Origin of the sequence: Mesorhizobium sp. M0701 (genome assembly GCF_040320365.1) — a bacterium.
Taxonomy (GTDB): domain Bacteria; phylum Pseudomonadota; class Alphaproteobacteria; order Rhizobiales; family Rhizobiaceae; genus Mesorhizobium.
The window spans coordinates 303506-330159 of record NZ_JAMYPO010000002.1; the positions used below are offsets into that span (position 1 = coordinate 303506).

Here is a 26654-nt window from a genome sequence, read left to right on the forward strand (position 1 = left end):
TCGTTAGCCATAGTGCGGCGGCATTGGCCGCGCAACCGCACCGCACTCGCCAGGCCAAGGTCTTGAATATGCCAATTCAGCAATGCGCCGTAGATCCTCTGGACGGCTGCCAGGTGCGCTTGGCAAGTCACGGTCCGACTTTGCCGGCTTTATTGGCGCGCTGACCAATTTGCGAGCGCGTTTGTCTGCAATTTCAGGCATTTCAGGCGGTTGGTTTTCAAAGTCTTTCGGATTTGGTCATTTCCCTTGACCTCACAGGAATAATCGCCTTCGATGTTGTTCGTGAATGGGAGGCAGCGCGTCGGTTACGATGCGGGATTCCGGTAATGGGCCGGGATACATAGCTGCGTTCACACGGGAAAAAGTCAGGTTCGCCTGGAAAAAACAGAAAAGGGTCTGTGGGTCATGAAACACATTGCAATCGGCGTTTTGGGCGCCGCCGCGTTTGGATTCGCGGCTTCGGCGGCTTCGGCGGCCACGCTCGACGATGTCAAGGCGAAGGGCTTCATCCAATGCGGCGTCTCGACCGGTCTGGCCGGCTTCTCGGCGCCGGACGACAAGGGTGAGTGGCAAGGCATCGACGCGGACTTCTGTCGCGCTGTGGCGGCCGCCGTGTTCGGCGATGGCACCAAGGTGAAGTTTACGCCGCTCAGCGCCAAGGAGCGGTTTACCGCTCTGCAGTCGGGCGAGATCGACATCCTGTCGCGCAACACCACCTGGACCATCAATCGCGACACCGCACTCGGCCTGAACTTCATCGGCACGACTTATTATGACGGCCAGGGCTTCATGATCAACGCCAAGAAGCTACCGGGCGTGAATTCGGCGCTGCAACTTTCGGGCGCGGCGGTCTGCGTGCAGAGCGGCACCACGACCGAGCTCAACCTTGCCGACTATTTCAAGTCGAACAAGATGGAGTACAATCCTGTCGTCTTCGAAAAGCTGGAAGAGGTTAACGCCGCCTATGACGCCGGCCGCTGCGACGTATACACCACCGACCAATCGGGCCTCTATGGCATCCGCCTGACGCTCGGTGCGCCGGCCGACCACGTCGTGTTGCCCGAGATCATCTCCAAGGAACCGCTTGGGCCGGCTGTACGCCAGGGCGACGACCAATGGTACCACATCGTCAAGTGGACCTATTTCGCGTTGCTCGACGCCGAGGAACTCGGCATCACCAAGGCCAATGTCGACGAGATGAAGAACTCGGACAGTCCCGAGATCAAGCGCGTGCTCGGCCAGGAAGCCGACACCAAGATCGGCACCGATCTCGGCGTCTCCAACGACTGGGTCGTCAACATCGTCAAGGCCGTCGGCAATTACGGCGAGATGTTCGAGCGCAATGTCGGCTCGGGCAGTCCGCTGAAGATCGCGCGCGGCATCAACGCGCTGTGGACCAAGGGTGGTCTGCAATACGCTCCGCCGATCCGCTGATCGAAAATGGATCCGGAAGGCAGATCGTCTGCCTTCCGGTCTCTCTTTCCAGGGGACTGTCGAATGGCATCGCAGGAAGTTCTTCGCGAGGAGCCAAGCCGCGGTTCCTTCATCAATGATCCTCGTGTCCGCGGTATATTCTTTCAAGCGTTGGTCCTCGTCCTGCTGGTAGCGGGGGTCTGGTGGGTTACCCACAACGTCATCGTCAATCTGACGCGCTTGCACATCGCTTCCGGCTTCGGCTTTCTCAAGGGCCGCGCCGGCTTCGACATCAGCGAAAGCGCCATCGCTTATTCGTCGGATTCGACTTATTTCCGAGCCATCCTGGTCGGCTTCATCAACACCGTGATCGTGGCCGTCGTCGGCATTATCACCGCCACCATCATCGGTTTCATCGTCGGCATCGGCCGACTGTCGCGCAACTGGCTGATCAGGAAGATCTGCACGGTCTATGTCGAGGTCTTCCGCAACATCCCGCCGCTGCTGGTCATCTTCTTCTGGTATTCCGGCGTGCTCGCCGTGCTGCCGCCGCCGCGCGAGAGCATTAATTTGCCGTTCGGCTCCTTTCTCAACCAGCGCGGCTTCTATTTTCCGCGCGCTGTCTGGGGCGAGGGCTCCTGGCTGATCCTGGTCGCCCTGCTCCTCGGCATTGCCATGGCCTGGTTCGTCGCCCGCAAGGCGCGGCAGCGGCAGATGGCGACGGGTCAGCCGTTCCCGGTGCTCTGGACATCCATAGCGTTGATCGTCGGCCTGCCGCTGCTGGCCTACGCGCTGAGCGGCTTTCCTCTGAGCTTCGAATTCCCGAAACAATCGACTTTCAACCTGGTCGGTGGCTTTCAGGTCAGACCGGAGTTCCTGTCACTCTATCTGGCGTTGTCCTGCTATACGGCCGCCTTCATCGCCGAGATCGTGCGCGCCGGCATCAGGGGCGTCAGCACGGGCCAGACCGAGGCGGCCGCGGCACTCGGGCTGCGCTCGGGATCGATCCTCAGGCTTGTCGTCGTGCCGCAGGCGATGCGCATCGTTATTCCGCCGCTGACCAGCCAGTATCTGAACCTGACCAAGAACTCTTCGCTCGCCATCGCCATCGGCTATCCGGACCTGACGGCGACTGCCGGCACTGTCTTGAACCAGACCGGGCAGGCGGTCGAAGGCGTGGTGATCATGATGGCTGTCTATCTCGCGCTCAGCCTGATCACGTCGGCGATCATGAACGTCGTCAATGCCAGGATGGCGCTGGTGGAGAGGTAGGGCCATGCAGGAACACGACATGTCCTGGGTGCGGACGGAGATGACGCTGGCGCAGCCGGCGCCGTCGAGCGAGCGTGGCCTCACCGCCTGGATCCGCAAGAACCTGATTGCCACCACGGGCGACACCATCTTGACCATCGTCGGCATCGCGCTGGTTGCCATGATCCTGCCGCAGATCGTCAATTGGGCTTTCATCAACGCCCAGTGGACGGGACCGGACCGCACGGTCTGCGCCACCGTGGCGCAGGGCGGCATCCAGTCGGACGGCTGGACCGGCGCCTGCTGGGCTTTCGTCAACGCCAAGTTCGGCCAGTTCATGTTCGGCACCTATCCTGTCGAGGAGCGTTGGCGGCCGATTGTGGTGGCCATCCTGTTCGTGGCACTGCTGGTGCCTTTGCTCATACCGCGCGTACCGCGCAAAGGGCTGAACGCCATTCTTCTCTTCCTGGCGCTGCCGGTCGTCGCCTTCGTTCTGCTGGTCGGCGGCATGTTCGGCCTGCCGCATGTCGAGACGTCGCGTTGGGGTGGGCTGCTGGTGACGCTCAGCCTGTCCTTCGTCGGCATTGCCGTGTCGCTGCCGATCGGCATCGTGCTGGCGCTCGGCCGGCGCTCGAACATGCCGATCGTCAAGCTGCTGTGCGTGATCTTCATCGAGACGGTACGCGGCATCCCGCTGATTACGGTGCTGTTCTTTGCCAGCGTGATGCTGCCGCTGTTCCTGCCGGCCGGCGTCAGCTTCGACAAGTTCCTGCGCGCGCTGATCGGCGTGTCGCTGTTTGCCGCCGCCTACATGGCCGAAGTGGTGCGCGGCGGCCTGCAGGCGATCCCCAAAGGCCAGTATGAGGGCGCCGATTCGCTCGGCCTCAGCTACTGGCAGAAGATGGGTCTGGTCGTCATGCCGCAGGCGCTGAAGCTGGTCATTCCCGGCATCGTCAACACCTTCATCGGCATGTTCAAGGACACCAGCCTGGTCATCGTCATCTCGATGTTCGACCTCCTCGGCATCGTCAAGCAGAACTTCTCCGACGCCAATTGGGCGACGCCGCAGACGGCCAGATCCGGCCTGGTGTTCGCGGCCTTCATCTTCTGGCTGTTCTGTTTCGGCATGTCGCGCTATTCAATGTACACGGAACGCCGTCTCGACACCGGCCACAAACGCTAAAAAAGGGGACCTTGTCATGGCCATAGAAAACGCCGTCAGCGCGGAAGAGATCAAGGTCAATGCCGCCAAGATGCACATTTCCACCACCGATGTCGCCATCGACATCATTGCCATGCACAAATGGTACGGCGAATTCCACGTGCTGAAGGACATCAATCTAAAGGTGATGCGCGGCGAGCGCATCGTCATCTGCGGCCCGTCGGGCTCCGGCAAATCGACGATGATCCGCTGCATCAACCGACTGGAGGAACACCAGAAGGGCAAGATCATAGTCGACGGCAAGGAACTGACCAACGATCTGAAGAAGATCGACGAGGTGCGCCGCGAGGTCGGCATGGTGTTCCAGCATTTCAACCTGTTTCCGCATCTGACCATCCTGGAGAATTGCACGCTGGCGCCGATCTGGGTGCGCAAGATGCCGAGGAAGCAGGCCGAGGAAATCGCCATGCATTTCCTCACGCGCGTCAAGATTCCGGAACAGGCCAACAAATATCCCGGCCAGCTTTCCGGCGGCCAGCAACAGCGCGTGGCGATCGCCCGCTCGCTGTGCATGAACCCGCGCATCATGCTGTTCGACGAGCCGACTTCGGCTCTCGATCCGGAAATGATCAAGGAAGTGCTGGAGACGATGGTCGGGCTGGCCGAGGAAGGCATGACCATGCTCTGCGTCACCCACGAGATGGGCTTTGCGCGCAAAGTCGCCAACCGGGTGATCTTTATGGATCAGGGTCAGATCGTCGAGCAGAACACGCCGGCCGAGTTCTTCGACCACCCGCGCCATGAACGCACGAAACTGTTCCTGTCGCAGATCCTGCACTGATCCTGTACGCCGGTTCGGGACAAGACCGGCGGACCGGGCTCTCTGTCTTGCTCGGGCCTTACGCGTATTCGACGAGCGGTGATGCTCGGGAGGATCTGCCCTTTGGTCGATGGCGAGCATCAGCAATTATCTTAGCACCCACAATCCTGCGACGATTGCCGCATATCGTGCAGCCTTGCCCAATGCGACAAGCATCACGAATATGCCGAGATGCATGCGGGCCGCGCCTGCCGCGACAGTGAAGGCGTCCCCGACGACCGGCAGCCAGGCGAATAGGAGCAGCCACGCGCCAAAGCGGCGAAAGCTCCGGCTGGCCCGCTGGTATCGTTCACGGGTGATGGGAAACCATCGCCTAGATTGCAGCGTATCGATGCCACGCCCCAGCGTCCAGTTCACCACCGAGCCGAGCGTGTTGCCGATTGTGGCGACCGCAAGCAGTAGCACCGGATCGCCACGGCCGCCGGCGATCAAGCCGGCGAGCACAACTTCCGACGAGACCGGCAAGATGGTTGCGGCTAGGAATGCGCTGGTGAACAGGGCGCCATAGATTGCCAGTGCAGCCACGTCGAGCGACCGGCTAGGCCTGCACGTCGACGACGCCCATCATGCCGAGCTGCTCGTGCTCCAGGATGTGGCAATGATACATCCTCCGCCCGGGGCGATCCTGGCGCAGCAAAAGCCGCATCGTTTCGCCGCGCGCCACGTTGACCGTGTCCTTCCAGGCGAGATAGGCCGGTTTCGAGACCTGCCCACCACGTTCGTGCTCGACCACTTGGAACTGCGTCCCGTGAACATGGAACGGATGGTCCATGTCGGCCTTGTTGACGATTTCCCAGAGCTCGACCTGTCCTGTTTTCGACACCACGTCGATGCGGCCCATGTCGAACGCCGCGCCGTTGATCAGGAAGCCCATCTGCATATCCGTCGCGCTCATCGTCGTCGTTTCGGTGAACACGAAACGCCGGCTGACGGCAGGGGTGCCAAGTTGCGCAATTGGTCGAAGCTTTTCCGGCAGCGGAGGAAACGTCTCTGCAGGCGTGTCCAAAACATTGACCGTAAGCAATGTCAGGCCTGCATCGGCGGGGCGGCCTGCGCCCATCCAGCCGCGATCGTAGTCGAGCGTGTTCAGGGTGACAGGGCCGCGCTTCTCAAACGAGACGATCAGTTCAAGGCGTTCCGCCGGGCTGAGCAGGACATCCTTGGCTGCCACCGGCGCCTCCAGCAGACCGCCATCGGTGCCGATGATTGTCATGGGTGCGCCGTCGAAGGAGAGCCGCAAAAAGCGCGCGTTAGTCGCGTTGTAGAACCGAAATCGCCGCTTTGTTCCAAACGGAACCGATAGCGCGGGATTTTTTTGTCCATTGACCAGCACGTGATCGCCGACGCGCCCGTTCATCAAATCGACCATGGTGTTGTCCGGCATGGTGCCGTCGGCGGCAAGGCGAAGGTCTGTGAACATCAGCACAGTGTCGCCATACTCGGCCGGGATCGGGTCCGCCTTCGGCTTGACCACGAACGCGCCGGCAAGTCCGCGATAGACCTGCTCGGCCGTCTTGCCGTGCGGATGCGGATGATACCAGTACGACCCCGCGCTTCCTTCGGGCAGTTCGAAGCTGTAGGTGCGCTCCGTGCCCGTCGCAACGGGGTCCATAGGATTGCCATCCTGGTCAGCTGGAACCGGCATGCCATGCCAATGGATGGTGCTCGTCTCTTCAGGAATTCGGTTCGTGAATGCAATCTCGACACGGTCGCCTTCAGTCACCTCGATCAATGGCCCCGGGCTCATACCATTGTATCCAAGGATTGGCGTGTCGAGCCCTTCTGCAAAGCGAACCATGGCGGGTTCAGCCGTGAGGTTTGCTCTGAACAGGCGGGGCGCATTGGCTTCATTGGCTAGCAGCGGCAACTCGCGCAACGCCTGGCCCTCAGGCAGCATGGTCGCGCTTTTTGGTGCCGCGCCCATGTCGTGGCCCGCGTGCCCCATATCCATGCCGGGCATCTCGTCCATCTTCATCTGGGCGATGGCGCGCGGGCTGGCGAGAACCGTGGCAACGCCTGCCGCCAGAAAACAGCGTCGATCCATGTGTTGTCTCCGAGATTAAGGTCACGCGCGTCGGCACGCGGTGTAACTCACGTGGCACGCTCCGTAGCCAGGTTGACACTAGCCTCGGTCACGTCATGCCGCCGTCTTCAGCGCCTTTCAAGCGGGCGACACAGGAGGCGGAGGTCATGCCCTCGATCCCAATCTGAATCGCGGGAGCGGAAACAGGCTCGGCTGGGGTTATGAGCGACAGCGTTCATGGGTTTGCAGCTCCAACTGGGTAACTGCGACACGATAAAGGTTCCCATCACGGGAAGGTCAAGGGGCAAATTTCGAGCGCTGCTTCGGCACCACAGCGATGATTTGAGCTGGCTCAAAAGCCCTTGACCTTCCTGTGATGGGAAGCCCCATGACAACCCCACTAGAGGAGAGCCGCAATGATAAGACTGACAGTTCCGGAAATGAACTGCGGGCAGGCGTCATCAGATCAGTCGGTTACAACGAAAATTGGCCTGCCTGAACAGCGTACGGTCGGCGCGGATCATAAGCGCGCCAGCCGCGTTTGTTGCCATTAGGAGTTGTATAACAAGCCGAGTGGGCGAGTGCGGCGATAGGTCAAGGGTTCATCCTGATGCTCATCCAACCGATCGATTATTTCCTCGTCGTCTGGTTCGCGCTGGCGCTGGCTTCGACGCTTTATGTCGGCTTCGACCAATATCGCAACAATCCCGAGCCGGTGGTGATGAAATGGGGCTTCATCCTGGTCACCCTCTATATGGGTCCGCTCGGCTTGCTGCTTTATGTGCTCGCGGACAAGGAGCCACGGCCGGGCGAGCATGATGTGTTCACCCGGCCGCTCTGGAAGCAGGGCGTCGGCTCCACCATCCACTGCGTCGCCGGCGATGCCACCGGCATCATTCTTGCCGCCGCCGTCACGGCGGCGCTCGGCCTGCCGATGTGGATCGACCTGATCGTCGAATATCTCGCCGGCTTTGCCTTCGGCCTGTTCATCTTCCAGTCGCTGTTCATGAAATCGATGATGGGCGGCACCTATTGGGAAAACGTACGCAAGAGCTTCCTGCCCGAGTTCATCTCCATGAACTTCATGATGGCCGGCATGGCGCCGGTCATGAGCTTCCTGATGATGGGCCGCGACATGCGCGCGATGGAACCGACGGAGCTGTTGTTCTGGGGCGTGATGTCGATCGGCGTCATCGCCGGCTTTGCGCTTGCCTACCCGGCCAATGTCTGGCTGGTCGCCCGGGGGCTGAAGCATGGGCTGATGACACAGCGCGCGCAGGCAGCCGGCATCGATGGTCGAGAGCAGCCTGCAACGAGGCAACATGCGCAGATGCAAATGCAGCAGGCCGACGCCAGTGGCCATCGCGGACAGCGCCACGATATAGCTTCCCACAAAGGCAAAGGCGGCGGCCATCACATGGAGACAGATGCCACAACGCCGCAGGTGGCTGCCCTGGGTGCCGTCTCCCTGCTGGCGCTCGCCATCGGCATGATCGCGCCGGCGAACTGGCTGAACCTGACGCTGTCGGCACGCGACGTCGGCGGGGTGATCATGCCGCGAGGCATGATCATGGATCGCGACACGCCGGCTGATACGATGCGCGACATGGCCGCTACCGATCCACGCCTCGTGGCCGCCTCTTATGGCCTGACGGCAAGGGGCGACCAGGAACTGCCGTTTCGGATAGAGAATGGCATCAAGGTGTTCGAGCTCAGGCCTTCAGTGGTCCGCTGGCAGATCCTGCCGGACGTCGCGGTCGACGCCTATGCGTATAATGGCCAGATTCCCGGCCCGCGAATTCACATTCGCCAGGGCGATCGGGTCAGGATCAACGTCACCAACGGCCTGCCTGAGGAAACGACGGTGCATTGGCATGGCTTGATCCTGCCGAACCAGATGGATGGGCCGGCCGAGATCACCCAGGCGCCGATCGAGCCCGGCCAATCCTATTCATACGAATTCACCGCAACCCAGCACGGAACCTATTTCTACCACCCCCATGCCAAGCCGGACCGGACCCAGGCGCTCGGCCTCTACGGTGCGCTGATCATCGATCCCGCCAATCCCGCCGACGAGGTCGCGGCCGACCATGATTACGTCATCCAGCTTCAGGAATGGCTGGTGCGGGAAGGGCTGACCTACCCGTCGATGCCGATGGACGGCGGCATGCCGAATTTCTTCACCATCAACGGCAAGGCCTATCCCTCGACCGAGACGATCCCGATGAAGGTCGGCGACACGCTCAAGGTGCGGTTCATCGGCACCAACAACGGCTTCATCCATCCGATGCATATCCATGGCGGACCGTTCGAGGTCGTTGCCCGCGACGGCGAGACGGTCCCCGCTTCGGGTCGTTTCCTTGCCGATACGATCAACGTCGGGCCGGGTCAGCGCTACGACGTGATCTGGAAGGCGCAGCGTCCGGGCAAATGGCTGATCCATTGCCACATCCCGCATCACACCACGAACAACAATGTCGAGGAGAAGGGCGGCGGCGGACTGATGGTCGTGATCGATGTCACCTGACCGTAGCCGTCTAAAAGGAGCGTCAGTGCATGTGGCCGTGGTCATGCGTGTGCTCGTGAGGATGGTCGTTCTCTCCACGTTCCGTTGAAAACCGCACATTCGCCTCAGCCAGGGCCGGCATATGCTGGGATAGTTCGTCCTTCACCGCTGCGGCGATCTTGTTCGCTTCCGACAGCGGCAGGGTTTCGTCCGCGGCAATTGCGATGTCGGCGTGCAATCTATGACCGATCCAGCGCGCCTTGGCATCGACAATGCGCGTGCCCGGAACATGCTCGGCGGCATGTCGGATTTCGTCCATCACACCGGGTTCGATTCCATCCAGCATGCGGGTCAGCACCGAGCGGGCCGATTGCCAGACGATACCGAAGATCGCAATCGTGATCAGCAGACCGACGATCGGATCGGCCAAGGAAAAGCCGAACCAAACGCCGACGGCTCCGATGACCACGGCAAGGCTGGTAAGTCCATCTGTGCGGGCGTGGTAGCCGTCGGCAATCAGTGCCGCGCTGTTGATTTCGCGACCGACGCGGATACGGAACACGGCAACCGCCTCGTTGCCGAGGAAGCCGACAATGCCCGCCGCAGTCAGCCAGCCGAGGTGTGTCACCACTTGTGGATTGATCAGCCTGTCGATGGCTTGGTAGGCAGCGACTACAGCGCTGAACAGGATGATGAGCACGATGATGATGCCGGCCAGATCCTCGACCCGGCCCAAGCCATAGGTGAAGATCCGCGACGGCTTGCGCCGCGCCAGCACGAATGCAATCCATAGCGGGATCGCCGTGGTCGCATCGCCGATGTTATGGATCGTGTCGGCCAGCAATGCCACGCTCCCCGACAACGCAACCACGACCATCTGCAACGCCGCGGTGATGGCCAGGATCACGAACGACCATTTGATTGCCCAGATGCCCCGGTCGGTGGTGGCAATTGTCGCGTCGATGACGCCATGGCTGTGACCGTGCGGACCGTGACCGCCGTGATGATGTGCGGCGTGCGAGCCGAACCCGAGCCAGTCCAGAATGCGGACTACGATGGCATTCATAGATATTTCGCCAGCTGCTTGAGTTCCGCCAGCGAGTTGCCGCCGGTTTCGACGCTGTCCGTCAGGCAATGCTCGATGTGATCGTTGATCAGCTCGCGCTTGGCGCTGCTGATGGCCCTTTCGACGGCATGAAGCTGCTGCGCCAGGTCAACGCAAGGGCGATGCGCCTCGATCATCGCCAGCACCGCCGCAAGGTGGCCTTGCGCGCGCTTCAGGCGCTTTACGATGGAAGGATGCGAGGCGTGGAGGTGATCTGACATGCTTGAGCATATCCTCCCGGGGAGGATACGCGTCAAGCTCTAAGTCAGCTGTGCAACTTTCGGAGGGGCTTCACCGTGAGCATTGCTTGTTCTATGCCTTTCCCATGAAGAAGCTTGCCCGTTTTCTTGGCCTGCTGGTCGTTGCAGCAGTCCTTGCGGTGGCGCTGGGCACGCTGCTGCCGCGCCCGCTCTGGCCGGCGGCCGTTGCCGATCCGATCGGCACAAGCCACCGTATCCTGGTGCTGCAAAATCCGATCCACACCGACATCGCCATCCCGGTCGACGACGATGTGCGCCGGCGCTTCCATTTCCTGGTCAATGCCGGCATTCCAGCAGACATGGCGGAGGTCCGCTACATCGTCTTCGGCTGGGGCGGCCGCGCCTTCTATCTGGAGACGCCGACCTGGTCGGAGCTGAAGGCGGTGCCGGTGATGAAGGCGCTGACGGTCGATGCCTCGGCAATGCATGTCGACATTTCCGTCGACATCGCCGAGCCGCATCGCGACGTCGCTGGCTTCGACATCGGCGAGGAGCGGTTTACGGCGCTGCTCGATTACATTGCGGCAAGCTTCCGGCAGGGGCCGAACGGGGCCATCCCGATCGAGAGTGCGGCCTATTCCCGCTTCGATCGGTTCTTCGAAGCCAATGGTCATTTCAACGCGCTGATCGGCTGCAACACCTGGACGGCGGCGGCATTGCGCACGGCCGGGCTGCGCACCGGCTGGTGGAATCCGCTGCCGGCCTCGCTCGGCCTGTCGATGCGGCTTTACAATTGACAAGGCGACTTAGGACCGCCGAGCGTCCAACGCCCGCCAGCCATAGAGCCAGTCGAGATCGGCGGCGAGTTTTTCGGGCGAGCGCATCGCCAGGAACAGGTTGCGGGCCATCGCCACCGGCCCGGCCGCATGCCAGGCGAGGCGATTGACGGCGCCGCGGCGGGCGACCTGGGCGACGCGCGGCCGCCGCGCCTGTTCCCAGGCGGCAAGCGCCCCCTCAAGATCGGCTGTGGAGGCCGCAACGAAGCCGGCAAGCGTCGCCGCGTCCTCGATCGCCATCGCCGCGCCCTGTGCGGCAAACGGCGTCATCGCGTGCGCCGCATCGCCGATCAGCGCGATGCCTTCCGGCGTCGTCCACCGCCGCTGCTCGACAATGTGGATCGGCCATGCCGTCCACGGCGCCGCCTCGTTCGCCAGGCGAACCAGCGCCGGCGCGGTACCGCGCATGGCGCTGGCGAGGATGGCGGGATCGGCATGCCCCGACCAGCTCTCGGCGATGCGCTCGCCCTTGGTGAAGGCCGCGAGGTTGAAGACCGTGCCACGGCTGACCGGATAGGCGACCATATGAAAGCCTGGATAGAGGAATGCGGTAACGCAATCGGGCGCACCGATCACCCTGAAGGCTTGTCCGGCGGGGCTGTCGGCGGCCACCGTGGCGCGCCAGGCAAGCTCGCCCGAAAACCGGCTTCTCCGGAAATCGGCTGCGTTGCGGGCAAGCGTTTCTCGCACCGACGACCAGACGCCATCGGCGCCGATCAGCAGACAGCCAGCCTCGACCGTGTCGCCATCAGCCGATGCAGTGACGGTAACACCTTTCGATCCGGCTGCGATGTCGGTCACCCGCGCGCCGGCGATCAGATCGATACCGGGCTGCTCCGAAACTCGCTGTATCAGCGCTGACTGCAGATCCGCGCGGTGGGCAACGAGATAGGGCGCTCCCCAGCGCGTTTCGGCCGCCTGGCCAAGCGGTACGCGCGCCAGCTTGCGCAGCGTGGCGGCATCCTTGAGCACGACCGCCTCCGGCCGCACCGCCGTCGCCAGCAGCCGATCGAGTACGCCGAGCTGCCGTAGGATGCGCGTCGCGTTGGGCGAAAGCTGGATACCGGCGCCGGCAGCCTCGAGGTGCTGCGCCTGTTCGAACAGTTTTATCCGATAGCCGCGCTCGGCGAAGGCCAGTGCCGCGGTCAGCCCGGCGACGCCCGCCCCGGCGATGACCACCTGCCGGGACTGCGTTTCCTGCATCAGGCTTGTCGCGGAAGAATCAGGCGGCCTGGTCGAGATAGAGGCAGCCCGGCGGCTGCGTTTCCAACGCCTTCAGCTTCGGCGAATAGCGATAGAGCGTCGAACAATACGGGCAGACTTTTTCATTGTCGTCGCCCATGTCGAGAAATACATGGGGGTGGTCGAAAGGCGGATTGGCGCCGGTGCACATGAATTCCTTGACGCCGATGTCGATTGCCGGATAGCCCGCATCGTTCTGGAAATGGGGAATGGAACCGCCTGCCATCGTCGTCTCCTGATCTTGTCGATTGCATCTGGATCATAACCCGTCTCTTTGCAAGATCGATGAAATGAAACTGTCGCAAAAGCCTGTCAGAGGATAAGTTAAGCCGGTTAAGGCTATGGTCGTCGAACGGTGTGGGAAGAGCGGAAACCATGAACGAACTGAAGCCGGTGCAGAACGAATTCATCACCGTCGAGGCGGCGAGCCGCGAAGGCGGCAATCCCGACCGCTTCGTCAACCGCGAGTTTTCCTGGCTGCAATTCAACCGGCGCGTGCTCGAAGAGTCGCTGAACGCCAATCATCCGCTGCTCGAGCGTGTTCGCTTCCTGTCGATATCGGCCGCCAACCTCGACGAGTTCTTCATGGTCCGCGTTGCGGGTCTTGCCGGCCAGGTGCGCGAGGGCATCGTGCTGAAGAGCCCGGATGGGCGCACGCCCGAGCAGCAGCTCGAACAATTGCTGCGCGAGGTCGAGCGCCTGCAGGAGGACCAGCAGAAAAGCCTTTCGGCGCTGATGCTGCTGCTCGACAAGGAAGGCATCGAGAGCATCACCCGCGATGCGCTGAGCAAGGACGAGAAGATCTGGCTCGAGGACCATTTCCAGGAGCAGGTATTTCCGGTGCTGACACCGTTGTCGATCGATCCGGCGCATCCGTTCCCGTTCATTCCCAATCTCGGCTTCTCGATGGCGCTGCAATTGCGCCATCGCAAGAACGGCGAGGAAATGAGCGCGCTTCTGCGCCTGCCGGTGGCGCTGAGGCGCTTCATCCGTTTGCCGGATCGCAAGCGCCATGTCCGCTTCATCCCGCTCGAGGAGGCGGTCGGTCTTTATATCGGCAAGCTGTTCCCGGGCTACGAGGTCAAGGGTTCCGGCACGTTCCGCATCATCCGCGACAGCGATATCGAGGTCGAGGAAGAATCCGAGGATCTGGTGCGCCTGTTCGAGACGGCGCTGAAGCGGCGGCGCCGCGGCTCGGTTATCCGGATCGAATTCGACCGGCTGATGCCGCCCGAACTGCGCGACTTCGTCGCCGGGGAGCTTGGCGTTTCGGCAAGCCGCATCAGCGTGCTCACCGGTCCGCTGGCGCTCAGCCAGATCTCGGAGATCGTCGCCGTCGCCCGCGACGATCTGAAGTTCACGCCCTACAATCCGCGCTTCCCCGAGCGCATCCGCGAGCATGGCGGCGATTGTTTTGCGGCGATCCGCGAGAAGGACATCATCGTCCACCACCCCTACGAATCCTTCGACGTCGTGGTGCAGTTCCTGCGCCAGGCAATGGCCGATCCGGAAGTGGTGGCGATCAAGCAGACGCTCTATCGCACCTCCAACGACAGCCCGATCGTGCGCGCTCTGGTCGACGCCGCCGAGGCCGGCAAGTCGGTGACCGCGCTGGTCGAGCTCAAGGCGCGCTTCGACGAGGAGGCCAACATCCGCTGGGCCCGCGACCTCGAGCGCGCCGGCGTCCAGGTCGTCTTCGGCTTCCTCGAACTGAAGACCCATTCGAAAATGTCGCTGGTCGTGCGGCGCGAGGATGGCAGGCTGCGCAATTACGTGCATCTCGGCACCGGCAACTACCACCCGGTCACCGCGCGCATCTACACCGACCTGTCCTTCTTCACCACCGCCCCGACGATCGCGCGCGATGTCGCCCAGCTGTTCAACTTCATCACCGGCTATGCCGAGCCGGCCGAGCAGATGCGGCTGGCCATATCGCCGTTCACGCTGCGCGACCGCATCCTCAAGCACATTTCGGACGAGATCAGTCACGCGCTGGAGGGCAGGCCCGCCCGCATCTGGATGAAGATGAACGCGTTGGTCGACCCGATCATCATCGATGCCCTCTATGATGCCAGCCGCGCCGGCGTCGAGATCGATCTCGTCGTGCGCGGCATCTGCTGCCTGAGGCCGCAGGTGCCCGGCCTGTCGGAGAACATAAGGGTGAAATCGATCGTCGGCCGCTTCCTCGAGCACAGCCGCATCTATTGCTTCGGCAACGGTCACGGCCTGCCCTCGGACGGGGCGATCGTCTACATCTCCTCAGCCGATCTGATGCCGCGCAATCTCGACCGCCGTGTCGAGACCATGGTGCCGATCACCAATCCAACTGTGCACGAACAGGTGCTCGGCCAGATCATGCTCGGCAACATCATGGACAACCAGCAAAGTTTCGACGTATTGGCTGACGGAACCTCCCGGCGCGTCGTGCTGGAGGAGGGCGAGGAACCGTTCAACGCGCAGGAATATTTCATGACCAATCCGAGCCTGTCCGGACGGGGCGATGCGTTGAAGTCGCATGCGCCCAAGCGCATCGCGCAGTTCAAGCGCCGCAAGAAACAGAACGCAGCGACGGGCTGATGATTTCAGCATCCCAGGGCCGGCTTCAGGACCGCCGACCGCTGTCCATTATCGATATCGGGTCGAATTCGATCCGTCTTGTCATCTATGAGGGGCTGGCGCGTTCGCCGACCTTGCTGTTCAACGAAAAGATGCTGGCCGGCCTCGGCCGCGGCATCGTTTCGACCGGAAAGCTCGATCCCGAGGCGGTGACGCGCTCGATGGAAGAGTTCCGCCGCTTCCGCGCGCTCTCCGACCAGGCCGGCGCCGAGCGCATATATGTGCTGGCGACCGCCGCCGCTCGCGAGGCCATCAACGGCCCCGACTTCATCCACCGCGCCGAGGATGTGCTCAAGACCGAGATCCAGGTGCTGAGCGGCCGCGAGGAAGCCCATTCTTCGGCGCTCGGCGTCATCTCCGGTTTCCACCCGGCCAACGGCATTGCCGGCGACCTTGGCGGCGGCAGCCTCGAACTGATCGACATCGATGGTGAGACGATCGGTGACGGCATCACGCTGCCGTTGGGCGGCTTGCGCCTGCAGGACATGGCGAAGAACTCGCTGACCCAGGCGGCAAGGATCACGCGCGAGCAACTGGCGCGGGCGAAATTGCTGAAGGGCGGGCAGGGCAGGGCGTTCTACACGGTCGGCGGCACCTGGCGAAACCTCGCCCGGCTGCACATGGAAATGACCAACTACCCGCTCGGCGTCATGCACCATTACGAGATCGGCATCGAAAGCGCCGCGAACTTCCTCCGGCAGGTCGCCAAGGCCGAGATCGACAAGATCAAAGGCATCGAGGGCATCTCCAAGAACCGCCGTTCGCTGCTGCCCTATGGCGCCATCGTGCTGCAGGAGATCATGGCGGCGATGCAGCCGTCGAAGATCATCGTGTCGGCGCTGGGCGTGCGCGAGGGCTTTCTCTATTCGCTGCTCGACAAGGCCGAGCAGAAAGCCGATCCGCTGATCTCGGCGGCGGAAGAGCTTGCCCGCCTGCGCTCGCGCTCGGTCGACCACGCGCATGAGCTTGTCGAGTGGACCGGCAAGGCGTTCGCCGCCTTCGGCATCGACGAGACCAGGGATGAGGCGCGCTACCGCCACGCCGCCTGCCTGCTCGCCGATATCGGCTGGCGTGCCCATCCCGAATATCGCGGCAAGCAATCGCTCAACATCATCGCCCACGCCTCCTTCATCGGCGTCGATCATCCCGGCCGCGCCTTCCTGGCGCTTGTCAGCCTGTTTCGCCACGAGGGCGTGTTCAATGAAGCCGCTCCGGAAATCCGCGGGCTGGCGACACCGCGCTATCTCGAACGGGCCCGTGTGCTGGCCGCGCTGCTGCGCGTCGTCTATTTGCTGAGCGCGGCAATGCCCGGCGTCATGCCGCGACTGAAATGGGAAAACCGCGGCAATGGCGTGCTGGCGCTGGTGCTGCCGGCAGCGCTGGCCGATCTTTACGGTGAGCGCCCCGCCGGCCGGCTGGCACAACTGGCAAGGGTCACCAATCGCCGGCTGGTGCTGGCGGTCGAGGGCGGGCCTAGCATGTCTGTCAAATAGACGCCCGCGCTGTCGCGTCGCGACCGTTGAGGAAAGAAGGGAAACGCCGTGAAATCCAGGCAGGTTCTTCAGCTGTTGGTTGCGGGGATCTTCGTCCTCTTCGCGGGCACCGCCAGTGCCCAGACGCTGTACACCCTGTCCGTCGTGGCCAAGGGGACGTTCGATCTGGATCGACATTATCCCAAAGGGATGGGCGTCAGAATGCCGTTCAATTTTCATAGGATGTTGAGAACACCCCAGAACGGGGAGCGTATAAATTACTTTGTATTCAAGCCAAGCACGGACGTTCTCAAATTTATGAAATCGCTGTCGAAGAGCGATTTGTTTTCAAGGCTCGAGCCATGTTCAAGAGGTATTGACCAAGCTCTTTCCGACAGGGCTCAGACCATTGGCGGATCGATCAAGCCCATTTTTGGTCGAGTCGATCTGTTACCATACGTGAAGAGACAAGAACTGATTCAATCAGATGGTTATGTGTACGTCGCCATTGACAGCAATCTTCGAAATTACGTCAAGGACCCAAACGATTTTGGATCCGAGTGGGTGGCAATGGCGGTAAAGAAGAAACAGCTCTGTCTGTATGTGGGAGTGGGGGAGATGGGGTTCCGCGGTTTTGCGTCGGTGCCCGTCAATATAAGTCGCCTCGCAAATTTCGTCTTCCTAGACACCAAGTAGACAGGTGCGGGTGGCGCTCAGGCGCGGGCTCCAAGCATTCTGCTGTCGATCGAGTACGCCCCGGCGCTGGCCATTGCCAGCGCCAGAAAACCGCCTGATATGGCGATGTCCTTCATCAGCATCTGTGAATGCATGAAGGTCAGCGTCGGATCGTCGCCACCCTGGCCATAGTGGCCGATGAAGCCCGCCGCGATGCAGAACGCGGCAAGCAGGAGCGCCACGATCGGCGTCTTGAGGCCGACGAGGATGAGCAGTCCGGCGATCAGCTCGAACAGGCCTGTCGCCCAAGCCACCAGCGTCGGCAGCGGCAGGCCGAGGCCGGCGAAATAGCCTGATGTGCCGGCGATGTCGGCAAGCGCATGGAAGCCGGACGGCACGAACAGCGCGGCGAGCAGCAGCCGGGACAGCAAGAGCAGCGCATTGCGAGGCATGGTCTCCTCCCATATCGGCGGCTGATCCTAGCAGAGTTCCAGCCAGCGGATATAAACCGACAACGAAAAAGGGGCGCGGAAAATTCCGCGCCCCTTTGTTCAGGAAATGCTGGGCCGCTTCAGCCGCGCTTGGCGTCGATCGAATACGCGCCTGGACCCGAGGAGGCGAGTACGAGGAAGCCGCCGGCGATGCCGAGGTTCTTCATGAAATTGATCATCTGCATCTGATCGGCCCAGCCGGTGTGGGCGACCAGCGCGGTGGCGACGGTGAAGATCGCCATTACCCAGCCGACGATCCGGGTCTGGAAACCGACGAGGATGGCCAGGCCGCCAAGCAGTTCGATAAGGCCGACGACAATGGCGGTCACCATCGGCAGCGGCAGGCCGAGGCTGCCGAAATAGCCGGCCGTGCCGGCAATCGCCGTCAGCTTGCCGAAACCGGAAAGCAGGAAGATGACCGAAAGCAGGATGCGGCCGAGCAGGATCGTGCCCGAGGCGCCGGAGGCGGTGCCGGAACCGGCAAACGAAGTATTGGTGGACGTGTTGGTGGACATGCGTAACTCTCCAGAAGGGTTTGGCCAAACGGCTTGGGATACCCGTCCACTTAGCGCAGTCCGACTGTTCACCAAAGACGTCAGATTGGTTACGGATTGTTCACTCAGGTAACGTTTTCGCGATCAACTTACCCTGGGTGCGTCATGTCCTCCGGCCGCACCAGCCGCTCATAATCGGCTTCGCTGACCAGCCCGGTGGCCAGCGCTTCCTGGCGCAGCGTGGTGCCGTTCTTGTGCGCCGCCTTGGCGATCTTGGCGGCGTTGTCATAGCCGATCGTCGGCGCAAGCGCCGTCACCAGCATCAGCGAACGGTCGAGTGCTGCCTTGATGTTGTCTTCGCGGGCCTCGATGCCGACGACGCAATTGTCGGTGAACGACACGGAAGCGTCGGCCAGCAGCTGTACCGACTGCAGGAAACAATAGGCCATCAGCGGATTGTAGACGTTGAGCTCGAAATGGCCCTGGCTGCCGGCGAAGCTGATCGCCGCGTTGTTGCCGAACACCTGCACGCAAACCTGCGTCATCGCTTCGCACTGGGTCGGGTTGACCTTGCCCGGCATGATCGACGAGCCCGGTTCGTTTTCCGGCAGCGACAATTCACCGAGGCCCGAACGCGGGCCGGAGCCGAGCAGGCGGATGTCGTTGGCGATCTTGAACAGAGCCGCCGCGCAGGCATTGATGGCGCCGTGCGAGAAGACCATGGAATCATGGGCGGCCAGCGCCTCGAACTTGTTCGGCGCGGTGACGAAATCGATGCCGGTGATCGCGGCGATGCGCGCCGCCACCTTTTCGGCAAAACCGACCGGAGCGTTGAGACCGGTGCCGACCGCGGTGCCGCCCTGTGCCAGCTCCTGCAGGCCGGGCAGGGTCATTTCGATGCGCTTGACCGACGAGGCGACCTGCGCCGCGTAGCCCGAGAATTCCTGGCCGAGCGTCAGCGGCGTCGCGTCCTGCGTGTGGGTGCGGCCGATCTTGACGATGTGGGCGAAAGCCCTGGTCTTGGCCTCGAGTGCCGCATGCAAATGTCTCAGCGCCGGCAGCAGGTCGTGAATGATGCGCTCTGCGCAAGCGATGTGCATGGCCGTCGGATAGGTGTCGTTCGACGACTGGCTCATGTTGACGTGGTCATTGGGATGCACCGGCTTCTTCGACCCCATGACGCCGCCCAAAAGCTGGATCGCCCGGTTGGAGATCACCTCATTGGCGTTCATGTTGGACTGGGTGCCTGAGCCGGTCTGCCAGACGACCAGCGGGAAATGCTCGTTCAGCTTGCCGTCGATGACCTCCTGGGAGGCCTCAATAATGGCCTTGCCGATCGCCGGATCGAGCCGCTTCAGCTCCATATTGGCCTCCGCTGCCGCCCGCTTGACGATGCCCAGCGCCCGCACGATCGAGGCCGGCTGTTTCTCCCAGCCTATCTTGAAATTGGCCAGCGAACGCTGCGCCTGCGCGCCCCAATAGCGGTCGGCGGCGACCTCGATGGGACCGAACGTGTCGGTTTCGGTTCTGGTCTCTGGCGCGCTCACGAAGTCTCTCCGGTTTGCAATTTGCAAACGGCGTATCGCGTTGCACAAGTGCCTTCAAGCGGAGATTGCGGGTGACGGGAATGCAAATCGGTTGAAGGTGCTGGCAATCTCCCCACTTGAGGGGGAGATGTCGCCGAAGGCGACAGAGGGGGTCGGTAGGTCTTGACGCAACTCCCATAGCGGACGGAACAGGCTGGTGTTCCACGCGAGACGACCCCCTCTGGCCCTGCCGGCCATCTCCCCCTCGAGGGGGGAGATCGCCACCTCACCCCGCCGTGTATCCTCCATCCACGGCGAAGATTCCGCCGCTGGTCCATGCCGCTTCGTCGCTGGCGAGATAGACGGCGATGCCGGCAAGGTCGCTGGTTCGGCCGATGCGGCCGAGCGGATAGCTGCGCTCGACATAGGCCTTGAGCTCGGCTTGCGCGGCCTCAGGCAGGTTTTCGATCGACCTGCGCCGCATCGCTGTGTCGACCGTGCCGGGCGCGATGGCGTTGACCCTTATGCCGCGCGGCCCAAGCTCGAAGGCGAGCGACTTGGTCAGCGAATTGAGCGCGCCCTTCGACAGCGAATAGAGGCTGGACGGCCGCTTCGGGATCATCTTGTGCGCGAAATAGGACGAGATGTTGATCACCGAAGCCGCGCCCGGCGCGAGATGCGGCAACAGCCGCTGGGTGAGGAAGAATACCGCCGTGACGTTGAGTGCGAAGGACTGCTGGAACTGATCCTCGCTGACGGTTTCGAACGGCACAAGGAACGCCACGCCGGCATTGTTGACGAGGATATCGACAGGTGGGCCGCGCCTGGCATGCTCGACCACGGCATCGATGCCGGCGCTGGCCGACAGGTCGGCCGAAAGCGTTCCGACATTATCCCCGAGCTGCTTGCGGGCGGCGTCGAGTTTTTTGCCGTCGCGGCCGACGATCAGCACGTCCGCGCCTTCGCGCAAAAACGCCTCGGCGATTGCCAGCTCGATCCCGTCCGAGCCGCCGGTGACCAGTGCCCGTTTGCCGCCTAGTCTCATCCAACACTCCCGCACGTGCCGCCTTGTCTGATAACGAGAACAGCGCCGTTGCCAATTGTGGTCAAGCCGCCGGCCTATCCTACAATATGATGCGCCTGTCTATTCGGCAGCGGCTGCACCGCGCCGAACAGCCAGCCGCGTAGCGACGAAATCCTTGACCTGATGAATGGCCTGTTCACGCGTGACGCTGCCGGGTTGCAGGCCAAGCCGCAACCACAGCCCGTCGATCAGGGCGGTGACGCCGAAAGCGATCTCGTCAGCATCGCGCGCCGGCGCCAGACCGCGCAGGCCGGACAGCAGGTTGGAGCGCATGCGCGCATGGATCACCTTCTGGATGCGGGCAAGCTTTTCGTCGCGCGGCACCTCCGCGCAAAGTGAAAGCCAGGCGTGGCAGAGCGAAGGCTGGAAGAGATGCGGCTCGAAATTGCCTTCGATGATGGCATCTATCCTTTGCATTGGCGTGCGCGCCTGTCTCAGCCGCTCGACCACCGCATGCCGCAGCACCAGGTTCGATTCCCGCATGGCGTGCTCGAACAGTTCCCGCTTGCTGTTGAAATAATGCAGCACGATGCCCTTCGACGCGCCGGCCTGTGCCGCCACCTTTTCTATGGTCGCGCCAGCTATGCCTTCGCGCTGAAGCACGGCAAAGGCGGCTTGCCGCAGCTCCTTGCGGCGTATGTCGCTGAGACGCTTGAGTTTCACGGGCCGGGATCCTGCATCGAAAACCGACGTTGACATTTTTGTCCGCCGAGATCAATGATTGACCACTGGGACAATATAAAAACCGAGTGGTCAACATCGTTGGTGAAATGAGGAGAACCGAAATGCTTCGTAGCCTTGGAATAGGCGCCTCGCTCTGCGTCCTGCTGGCGATCCAGCCGGCCTTTGCGGCTGAACCTGAGCAATGCAAGGTCGTGCGCATGGCCGAGCCTGGATGGAACGACCTTGCCTTCACCACCGGCGTCACCAGCGTCTTGCTCGATGCGCTCGGCTACAAGCCGGCAAGCTCGCTTCTGGGCATCAACGTCATCTATGAATCCTTGAAGAACAATGATTTGGACGTGTTCCTTGGCTATTGGGATCCGGCGATGATCACCTACTACGAGCCCTATAAGAAGGACGGCTCGGTAGACGATGTGCGCGTCAATCTCGTCGGCGCCAAATACACCTTTGCCGTGCCGACTTACGTTTGGGAGGCCGGCGTCAAGGATTTTGCCGACCTGCAAAAGTTCGCCGACAAATTCGGCAGGAAGATGTACGGCATCGAGCCGGGCTCGAACCAGCTGATGATGGACGCCATCGCCGATAAGTCGCTCGGCCTCGATGGCTGGCAGGTCGTCGAATCGAGTGAAGCCGGCATGCTTTCCGAGGTCGGCTACGAGATCAAGGAAAAGCGCTTCATCGTCTTCCAGGGCTGGGCGCCGCATCCAATGAACACGATGTACGACTTCAAATATCTGAGCGGCGGCGACAAGTTCTACGGCCCGAACTTCGGCGCCGCGACGGTGACGACGCAGGTGCGCAAGGGCTATCTGCAGCAATGCCCGAATGTCGGGCAGTTGCTGAAGAACCTCGCCTTCGATATCGATTTCGAAAATCTCGGCATGGGCTATCTCATCAATGACGGCATGAAGCCGGAGGAAGCCGGCCTGAAGGCCCTCAACGAGAATCCGGATAGGCTCGGCGCCTGGCTTGCCGGTGTCACCACATTCGATCGCAAGCCCGCGCTCGATCCAGTCAAGCAGCAGCTCGGCCTGTGATATCGGCCGATCAGGCGGGCTGGAACGGCCGCAAGCGCAGGGTCGGTGCCGGCTGCACTGAAACGGCCTGCGTCGAAATCGCCGGGCAGGAGCCCACGCTGGTGCTGGTGCACGGCTTCTCCGACACGAGCCGCAGCTTCTCCTTGCTGGCGCCGCATCTCGCCGGGCGCCGGCTTGTCATTCCAGACCTGCGCGGGCATGGCGCCTCGCCGGCCAGGACACGCGGCTTCGCCCCAGCGGATTTCGCGGAAGATGTGGCGAGTTTGATCGAGCGTTTGCGGCTCGAGCGGCCGGTTCTGGTCGGGCATTCCCTGGGCAGTATGGTGGCGATCGAGGCAGCCGCGCGCTACGCCGAGCTGATCGGCGGCCTGGTGCTGATGGCCGGAACGCTGCGGCCGCAGATCGGTGAGGATCACCCGATGACCATTGGTGTGCGGGCACTTCGAGACCCGATATCGCCGGCCGATCCGTTCTATGACTATTGGCATGCCTGCGAGACCGAGGTTCCAGCGGACTTCCTGACCATGATTGCAAAGGAGGCGTCAGCCATGCCGGCGGCACTTTGGTGCGCAATCCTGGAGCAGGTTCGGCGCGTCGATCTGACCGACAAGGCGCGCAGGCTGCGCCTGCCGGCGCTCGTCATTGCGGGCGGGCGCGACCTTCTCTTCGACGAAACGCACCAACGGCGGCTCCTCGAAGAAATCCCTAGCGCCGCGTTCGTAAGCGCGGTGCGATGCGGACACAACCCGCACTGGGAGGATCCGGCATTGGTCGCGGCAGCCATCGGCCGGTATTTCAAGGTCGGTACCAAAGCTGGACCCCAGCCGACAGCCGAAGCGACCGGTAGTCCGGGCTGAGAGCAGTCATGAATCTTTCCGAATACGTGGCGTTGGATGCCGTCGCCCTGGCCGGGCATGTTCGCTCGGGCGAATTATCCGCCGTCGAGGTCGTCGAGGCGGCTATCGAAGCGATCGAAAGCATCAATCCCGCCCTCAATGCCGTGACGCTGATCGATGCGGACCGGGCGCTTTCCGTCGCGGCAAGCTGCAACCGGCAGGCGGCACTCGCCGGCATTCCTTTCCTGGTCAAGGACACCGGCGTCAATGTACGGGAGTGGCCGACGACGCACTCGTCGCTCTACTTCAAGGATGCCGCGCCGAAGCCCGACAGCGAGATCGTCGGGCGCTGGCGGGCCGCCGGTCTGATCTTGCTGGGCAAGACAAACACGCCTGAATTTGCCAACGACTTCGTCACCGAACCCAGCTTTCGCGGCCCCACCTCGAACCCCTGGGATCCTTCGCTGACGGCGGGCGGCTCAAGCGGCGGAGCTGCTGCCGCGGTGGCGAGCGGCATGGTGCCGGTCGCCCACGGTTCCGATATCGGCGGATCGATCCGGGTGCCGGCTGCCTGTTGCGGCGTGTTCGGCATGAAGCCGTCGCGCGGGCTCACGCCTGTCGGGCCTGGTCGAGGTCAGGTCGGCGCCGGGCTCTACGCCGAGAACGTCCTGTCCCGCACCGTTCGCGACAGCGCCGCCATGCTGGACATGACTGCCGGTCCAGAACAAGGAGCGCCTTACTCCGTGTCCAAATCGGTGCCGTCCTACCTGGATTGGTTGTCTTCCCCCGGCGAGCGTCTGCGCATCGCATGCCTGGCGCACCGGCCGGACGGCACGCCCGTCGCGTCCGAGATCGGGGCAAAATTCCAGGAAGCCATGATCCTCCTCGAGGAAATGGGGCACGAGGTCACAGAGGCGCGTTTCCCGCGGGAAGCCAGCGCCGAAGCGGACTGGAGCATGTTCTGGATGTCGGAGATCGCGCGGCTGGTTGACGAGCGCGCCGACGAGATCGGGCGGATGCCGGGGGCCGGCGAAATCGAAAGCCTGACTCGTCACGCGCTCGACCGTTTTCGACGGTCTTCGGCCGCCGACTATCTCAGGGCGCAGGACCATGTGCACAGCGCTTCGCTGGCGATGGCGATGGCGTTCGATGCGTTCGACCTGATCCTGACGCCGACGACGGCCGAGCTTACGCCCCGGCTTGGCGCCATCCATGGCGATGGTGCTCTCTTCGATTACGAGGCTTGGGCGAGCCGGGCCTACGGCTTTGCGCCTTTCACAGAAATCTTCAACGTCACCGGCCAACCGGCCGCCAGCCTGCCGCTTTTCCAGTCGAAAGACGGCCTGCCGATTGGCATCCAGCTCATTGGCCGCAAGAACGAGGATCACCGGCTGCTGCGCGTTTGCCTTGACCTGGAGCAGGCAACCGCATGGACCACGCGTTACCAGGCGATCCATGCCAGGCATTTTCAGGCGTGAACCAGACAGGGGGTTCAGTGCACATAGGTGGCTTTCAACGGCGTTGGTCACGCCGGCGTTGGCTGTCCGAGCAGCGATCGCGCCGTGGGCGCCAGGCGCAGAACCTCCACGGGCCTGGCCAAATCCCGCTGCGCGGCCTGCTCGAACACTTGCCACTCCGGGGAGGCAGCCAAGGCTGCCTCGTGGCGGGCATGTGCATCGGCGCTGGCGAAACCGGTGATGCTGATGAAGACGTTTTCGCTGGCCCGCACCGGCAGCCGCGGAAAGCTGTTTTCGGCATGTTCGGTAACGAAGGCGGCAAGCGGCCGTGCGCCAAGTGCGGCGAGCACCGGAAGAGCTGCGGTCTGACACTCCTTGGCGAAACGGGCTTCCAGGCCCGGTTGCAAATGATGAATCCTGATGACAACAATTGCCTGCAAATCGCTGCCTGCGCACGGTTTTTCGAGGTCCGCCTGGGGTAATCGTAGCGATCCCGAGAGGTCTAGGCCGGCGCCTGGCCAGGCCGGCTTCAGCAGCAGCACGTCGTCAGAATCGATCATCGTGGCGTTGGCGGCGTCGCGCCAGGCAGCCCAGACCGGCCCGTCATAGAAGGCGGTCAGAGCGTTTTTTCGCGCTTCCATACCGTCGAAGCCGCGCAGCCAGACGAACATATCCGGCCGGTCGAGATCGCGGAACTGGCCGATGATGGTCATCCCCGCGGTTTCCTGGCCCTCGATCAGGTGATTGTCGAAGATGCCGATCAGCGTCTCGCGCCTGCCGGGTTTCAGCGTGTATTGCCTGAGTTCGACGACGGGCGAGGCGAGCAGATCGGGATTAGGTAGGGCGTTCAAAGGCGGGTTCATTGCGCGATCTCCAAAACAGGACAGTCATCCTGTTTTACAAAACAGACCGGTTGTCCTGTTTTGTCAATCTGCTATCGTGTGAAGATGTCAGCAGAGATATCCGCTCGCCCAAGTTCGCGTGCTCAAAAACGCACCAACGACCCCGAAGGCATGCGCAAAAAGGTGCTCGATGTCGCCGAGGAGGCGTTTCAGGCACGCGGCTATCATGCGTCCAGCATGGGCGACCTGATGGCGACGGCGGGCGTCACCGGCGGCGCGCTGCACCACCATTTCCCAACCAAGAAGGCGCTCGCGCTCGCAGTGATCGAGGAGCGGGTCGCCGCCGCCGTAGAAGAGACATGGATCGCGCCGATGCGGATGGCTCCCTCAGCGCGCGAGGGCGTGCGCTCCGTGTTCGCGGCCGTCGCGGCGGAGCTGGAGCGGCAGGGTTTCGTGCGCGGCTGCCCGCTCAACAACCTGGCGCATGAACTGTCGCTTGCCGATCCGGATTTCCGCATTGCCCTTGCCAGCATTTTTTCTACCTGGCGTCAGGCGATCGCCGACAAGATCAGGGCCGACCAGCAGGCGGGCCGGGAGCAGGGCATCGATCCGCAGCGCTTCGCAGCGTTGGCTGTCGCCAGCTATTCCGGCGCCATGTCGATGGCCAAGACCGCGCAGGACGCAAGCGTGCTGCGCGATTGCCTGATGGCATTGGAACAGGGAGTCACGAGGCGACGTCGCAGGATACTGCACAGAGCGCTTTAACGCTGGCAGGACAGAGGCCGCAGTCGCTGATATCGCGACCGAGGCGGGGAGGCCGAG

24 protein-coding genes and 1 pseudogene are annotated in these 26654 nt (G+C 62.5%); 13 read left to right on the top strand and 12 right to left on the bottom strand.

Going from position 1 to position 26654, the window contains the following annotated elements; genetic code table 11:
• Window positions 1-405: 405 nt before the first annotated feature.
• The 4 genes from NKI24_RS03730 to NKI24_RS03745 all read left to right on the top strand — a co-directional run bounded on the left by NKI24_RS03730 (window position 406) and on the right by NKI24_RS03745 (window position 4667).
• On the top strand, window positions 406-1434 hold the full coding sequence (locus NKI24_RS03730) for an amino acid ABC transporter substrate-binding protein (RefSeq protein ID WP_254820740.1): 1029 nt from the start codon (window positions 406-408) through the stop codon (window positions 1432-1434).
• Window positions 1435-1497: 63 nt separating this feature from the next.
• The gene (locus tag NKI24_RS03735; RefSeq protein WP_352452783.1) at window positions 1498-2685 is read left to right on the top strand and encodes an amino acid ABC transporter permease; all 1188 of its coding nucleotides are present in this window, start codon (window positions 1498-1500) and stop codon (window positions 2683-2685) included.
• A gap of 4 nt (window positions 2686-2689) precedes the next feature.
• Window positions 2690-3847, top strand: a complete 1158-nt coding sequence (locus tag NKI24_RS03740; RefSeq protein WP_352452782.1) for an amino acid ABC transporter permease — start codon at window positions 2690-2692, stop codon at window positions 3845-3847.
• A 70-nt stretch (window positions 3848-3917) separates the two neighbouring features.
• Window positions 3918-4667, top strand: coding sequence for an amino acid ABC transporter ATP-binding protein (locus tag NKI24_RS03745; RefSeq protein ID WP_031194215.1), 750 nt, complete (start codon window positions 3918-3920; stop codon window positions 4665-4667).
• 126 nt (window positions 4668-4793) lie between these two features.
• Here the strand turns inward: NKI24_RS03745 and NKI24_RS03750 are convergent, their stop codons facing one another.
• Complete coding sequence (locus tag NKI24_RS03750; protein ID WP_352743421.1) at window positions 4794-5231, bottom strand: YqaA family protein; 438 nt, start codon at window positions 5229-5231, stop codon at window positions 4794-4796.
• A 13-nt stretch (window positions 5232-5244) separates the two neighbouring features.
• Window positions 5245-6675: a multicopper oxidase family protein gene (locus tag NKI24_RS03755; RefSeq protein WP_352743423.1), complete on the bottom strand. Its 1431-nt coding sequence runs from the start codon at window positions 6673-6675 to the stop codon at window positions 5245-5247.
• A gap of 664 nt (window positions 6676-7339) precedes the next feature.
• On the opposite strand from NKI24_RS03755, the gene NKI24_RS03760 reads away from it, so the two are divergent.
• Entirely contained in the window at window positions 7340-9256 is a 1917-nt protein-coding gene (locus NKI24_RS03760) for a multicopper oxidase domain-containing protein (RefSeq protein ID WP_352743425.1), read from the top strand.
• 25 nt (window positions 9257-9281) lie between these two features.
• Here the strand turns inward: NKI24_RS03760 and NKI24_RS03765 are convergent.
• Window positions 9282-10292 (bottom strand): annotated as a pseudogene (locus NKI24_RS03765) (cation diffusion facilitator family transporter); the annotation flags it as partial.
• Window positions 10293-10297: 5 nt separating this feature from the next.
• The gene (locus NKI24_RS03770) at window positions 10298-10561 is read right to left on the bottom strand and encodes a metal-sensing transcriptional repressor (protein ID WP_023677629.1); all 264 of its coding nucleotides are present in this window, start codon (window positions 10559-10561) and stop codon (window positions 10298-10300) included.
• Between the two features lie 104 nt (window positions 10562-10665).
• Between NKI24_RS03770 and NKI24_RS03775 the strand changes: the two genes are divergently transcribed.
• The gene (locus NKI24_RS03775) at window positions 10666-11337 is read left to right on the top strand and encodes a TIGR02117 family protein (protein WP_352743427.1); all 672 of its coding nucleotides are present in this window, start codon (window positions 10666-10668) and stop codon (window positions 11335-11337) included.
• A gap of 9 nt (window positions 11338-11346) precedes the next feature.
• Here NKI24_RS03775 and NKI24_RS03780 read toward each other — a convergent pair whose 3' ends face one another.
• Entirely contained in the window at window positions 11347-12579 is a 1233-nt protein-coding gene (locus NKI24_RS03780) for an FAD-dependent monooxygenase (RefSeq protein ID WP_352743429.1), read from the bottom strand.
• A 19-nt stretch (window positions 12580-12598) separates the two neighbouring features.
• Window positions 12599-12844: a zinc-finger domain-containing protein gene (locus tag NKI24_RS03785; RefSeq protein WP_023677627.1), complete on the bottom strand. Its 246-nt coding sequence runs from the start codon at window positions 12842-12844 to the stop codon at window positions 12599-12601.
• 149 nt (window positions 12845-12993) lie between these two features.
• On the opposite strand from NKI24_RS03785, the gene NKI24_RS03790 reads away from it, so the two are divergent.
• From NKI24_RS03790 to NKI24_RS03800, 3 genes are read left to right on the top strand one after another with little or no spacing between them, the layout of a single operon-like run.
• Complete coding sequence (locus tag NKI24_RS03790; protein WP_352458380.1) at window positions 12994-15195, top strand: RNA degradosome polyphosphate kinase; 2202 nt, start codon at window positions 12994-12996, stop codon at window positions 15193-15195.
• Window positions 15195-16727: an exopolyphosphatase gene (gene ppx / locus NKI24_RS03795; protein WP_352743432.1), complete on the top strand. Its 1533-nt coding sequence runs from the start codon at window positions 15195-15197 to the stop codon at window positions 16725-16727. The genes NKI24_RS03790 and ppx overlap by 1 nt, the downstream gene beginning before the upstream one ends.
• A gap of 48 nt (window positions 16728-16775) precedes the next feature.
• Entirely contained in the window at window positions 16776-17402 is a 627-nt protein-coding gene (locus tag NKI24_RS03800) for a hypothetical protein (RefSeq protein ID WP_352743433.1), read from the top strand.
• 17 nt (window positions 17403-17419) lie between these two features.
• Here NKI24_RS03800 and NKI24_RS03805 read toward each other — a convergent pair whose 3' ends face one another.
• From NKI24_RS03805 to betI, 5 genes are all read right to left on the bottom strand, one after another.
• The gene (locus tag NKI24_RS03805) at window positions 17420-17833 is read right to left on the bottom strand and encodes a DoxX family protein (protein WP_352743435.1); all 414 of its coding nucleotides are present in this window, start codon (window positions 17831-17833) and stop codon (window positions 17420-17422) included.
• A 119-nt stretch (window positions 17834-17952) separates the two neighbouring features.
• A complete protein-coding gene (locus tag NKI24_RS03810; RefSeq protein WP_352468371.1) occupies window positions 17953-18387 on the bottom strand; it encodes a DoxX family protein in 435 nt (144 codons plus the stop codon).
• Between the two features lie 128 nt (window positions 18388-18515).
• Window positions 18516-19913 carry a class II fumarate hydratase gene (gene fumC, locus NKI24_RS03815; RefSeq protein WP_352743438.1) on the bottom strand — a complete coding sequence of 466 codons (1398 nt, stop codon included), beginning with the start codon at window positions 19911-19913 and terminating at the stop codon, window positions 18516-18518.
• A 265-nt stretch (window positions 19914-20178) separates the two neighbouring features.
• Entirely contained in the window at window positions 20179-20937 is a 759-nt protein-coding gene (locus NKI24_RS03820; RefSeq protein WP_352743439.1) for an SDR family NAD(P)-dependent oxidoreductase, read from the bottom strand.
• Between the two features lie 99 nt (window positions 20938-21036).
• Window positions 21037-21639: a choline-binding transcriptional repressor BetI gene (gene betI, locus NKI24_RS03825; protein ID WP_352479299.1), complete on the bottom strand. Its 603-nt coding sequence runs from the start codon at window positions 21637-21639 to the stop codon at window positions 21037-21039.
• Window positions 21640-21761: 122 nt separating this feature from the next.
• On the opposite strand from betI, the gene choX reads away from it, so the two are divergent.
• From choX to NKI24_RS03840, 3 genes are read left to right on the top strand one after another with little or no spacing between them, the layout of a single operon-like run.
• Entirely contained in the window at window positions 21762-22697 is a 936-nt protein-coding gene (choX, locus tag NKI24_RS03830; protein ID WP_352743441.1) for a choline ABC transporter substrate-binding protein, read from the top strand.
• The gene (locus NKI24_RS03835; protein WP_352743443.1) at window positions 22694-23554 is read left to right on the top strand and encodes an alpha/beta fold hydrolase; all 861 of its coding nucleotides are present in this window, start codon (window positions 22694-22696) and stop codon (window positions 23552-23554) included. Before choX ends, NKI24_RS03835 begins: the two co-directional genes overlap by 4 nt.
• A gap of 8 nt (window positions 23555-23562) precedes the next feature.
• Complete coding sequence (locus tag NKI24_RS03840) at window positions 23563-25011, top strand: amidase (RefSeq protein WP_352743445.1); 1449 nt, start codon at window positions 23563-23565, stop codon at window positions 25009-25011.
• A gap of 47 nt (window positions 25012-25058) precedes the next feature.
• On the opposite strand, the gene NKI24_RS03845 is transcribed toward NKI24_RS03840, so the two are convergent.
• The gene (locus NKI24_RS03845) at window positions 25059-25853 is read right to left on the bottom strand and encodes an NIPSNAP family protein (RefSeq protein ID WP_352743447.1); all 795 of its coding nucleotides are present in this window, start codon (window positions 25851-25853) and stop codon (window positions 25059-25061) included.
• 150 nt (window positions 25854-26003) lie between these two features.
• On the opposite strand from NKI24_RS03845, the gene NKI24_RS03850 reads away from it, so the two are divergent.
• On the top strand, window positions 26004-26597 hold the full coding sequence (locus tag NKI24_RS03850) for a TetR/AcrR family transcriptional regulator (protein WP_352743449.1): 594 nt from the start codon (window positions 26004-26006) through the stop codon (window positions 26595-26597).
• Window positions 26598-26654 lie beyond the last annotated feature (57 nt).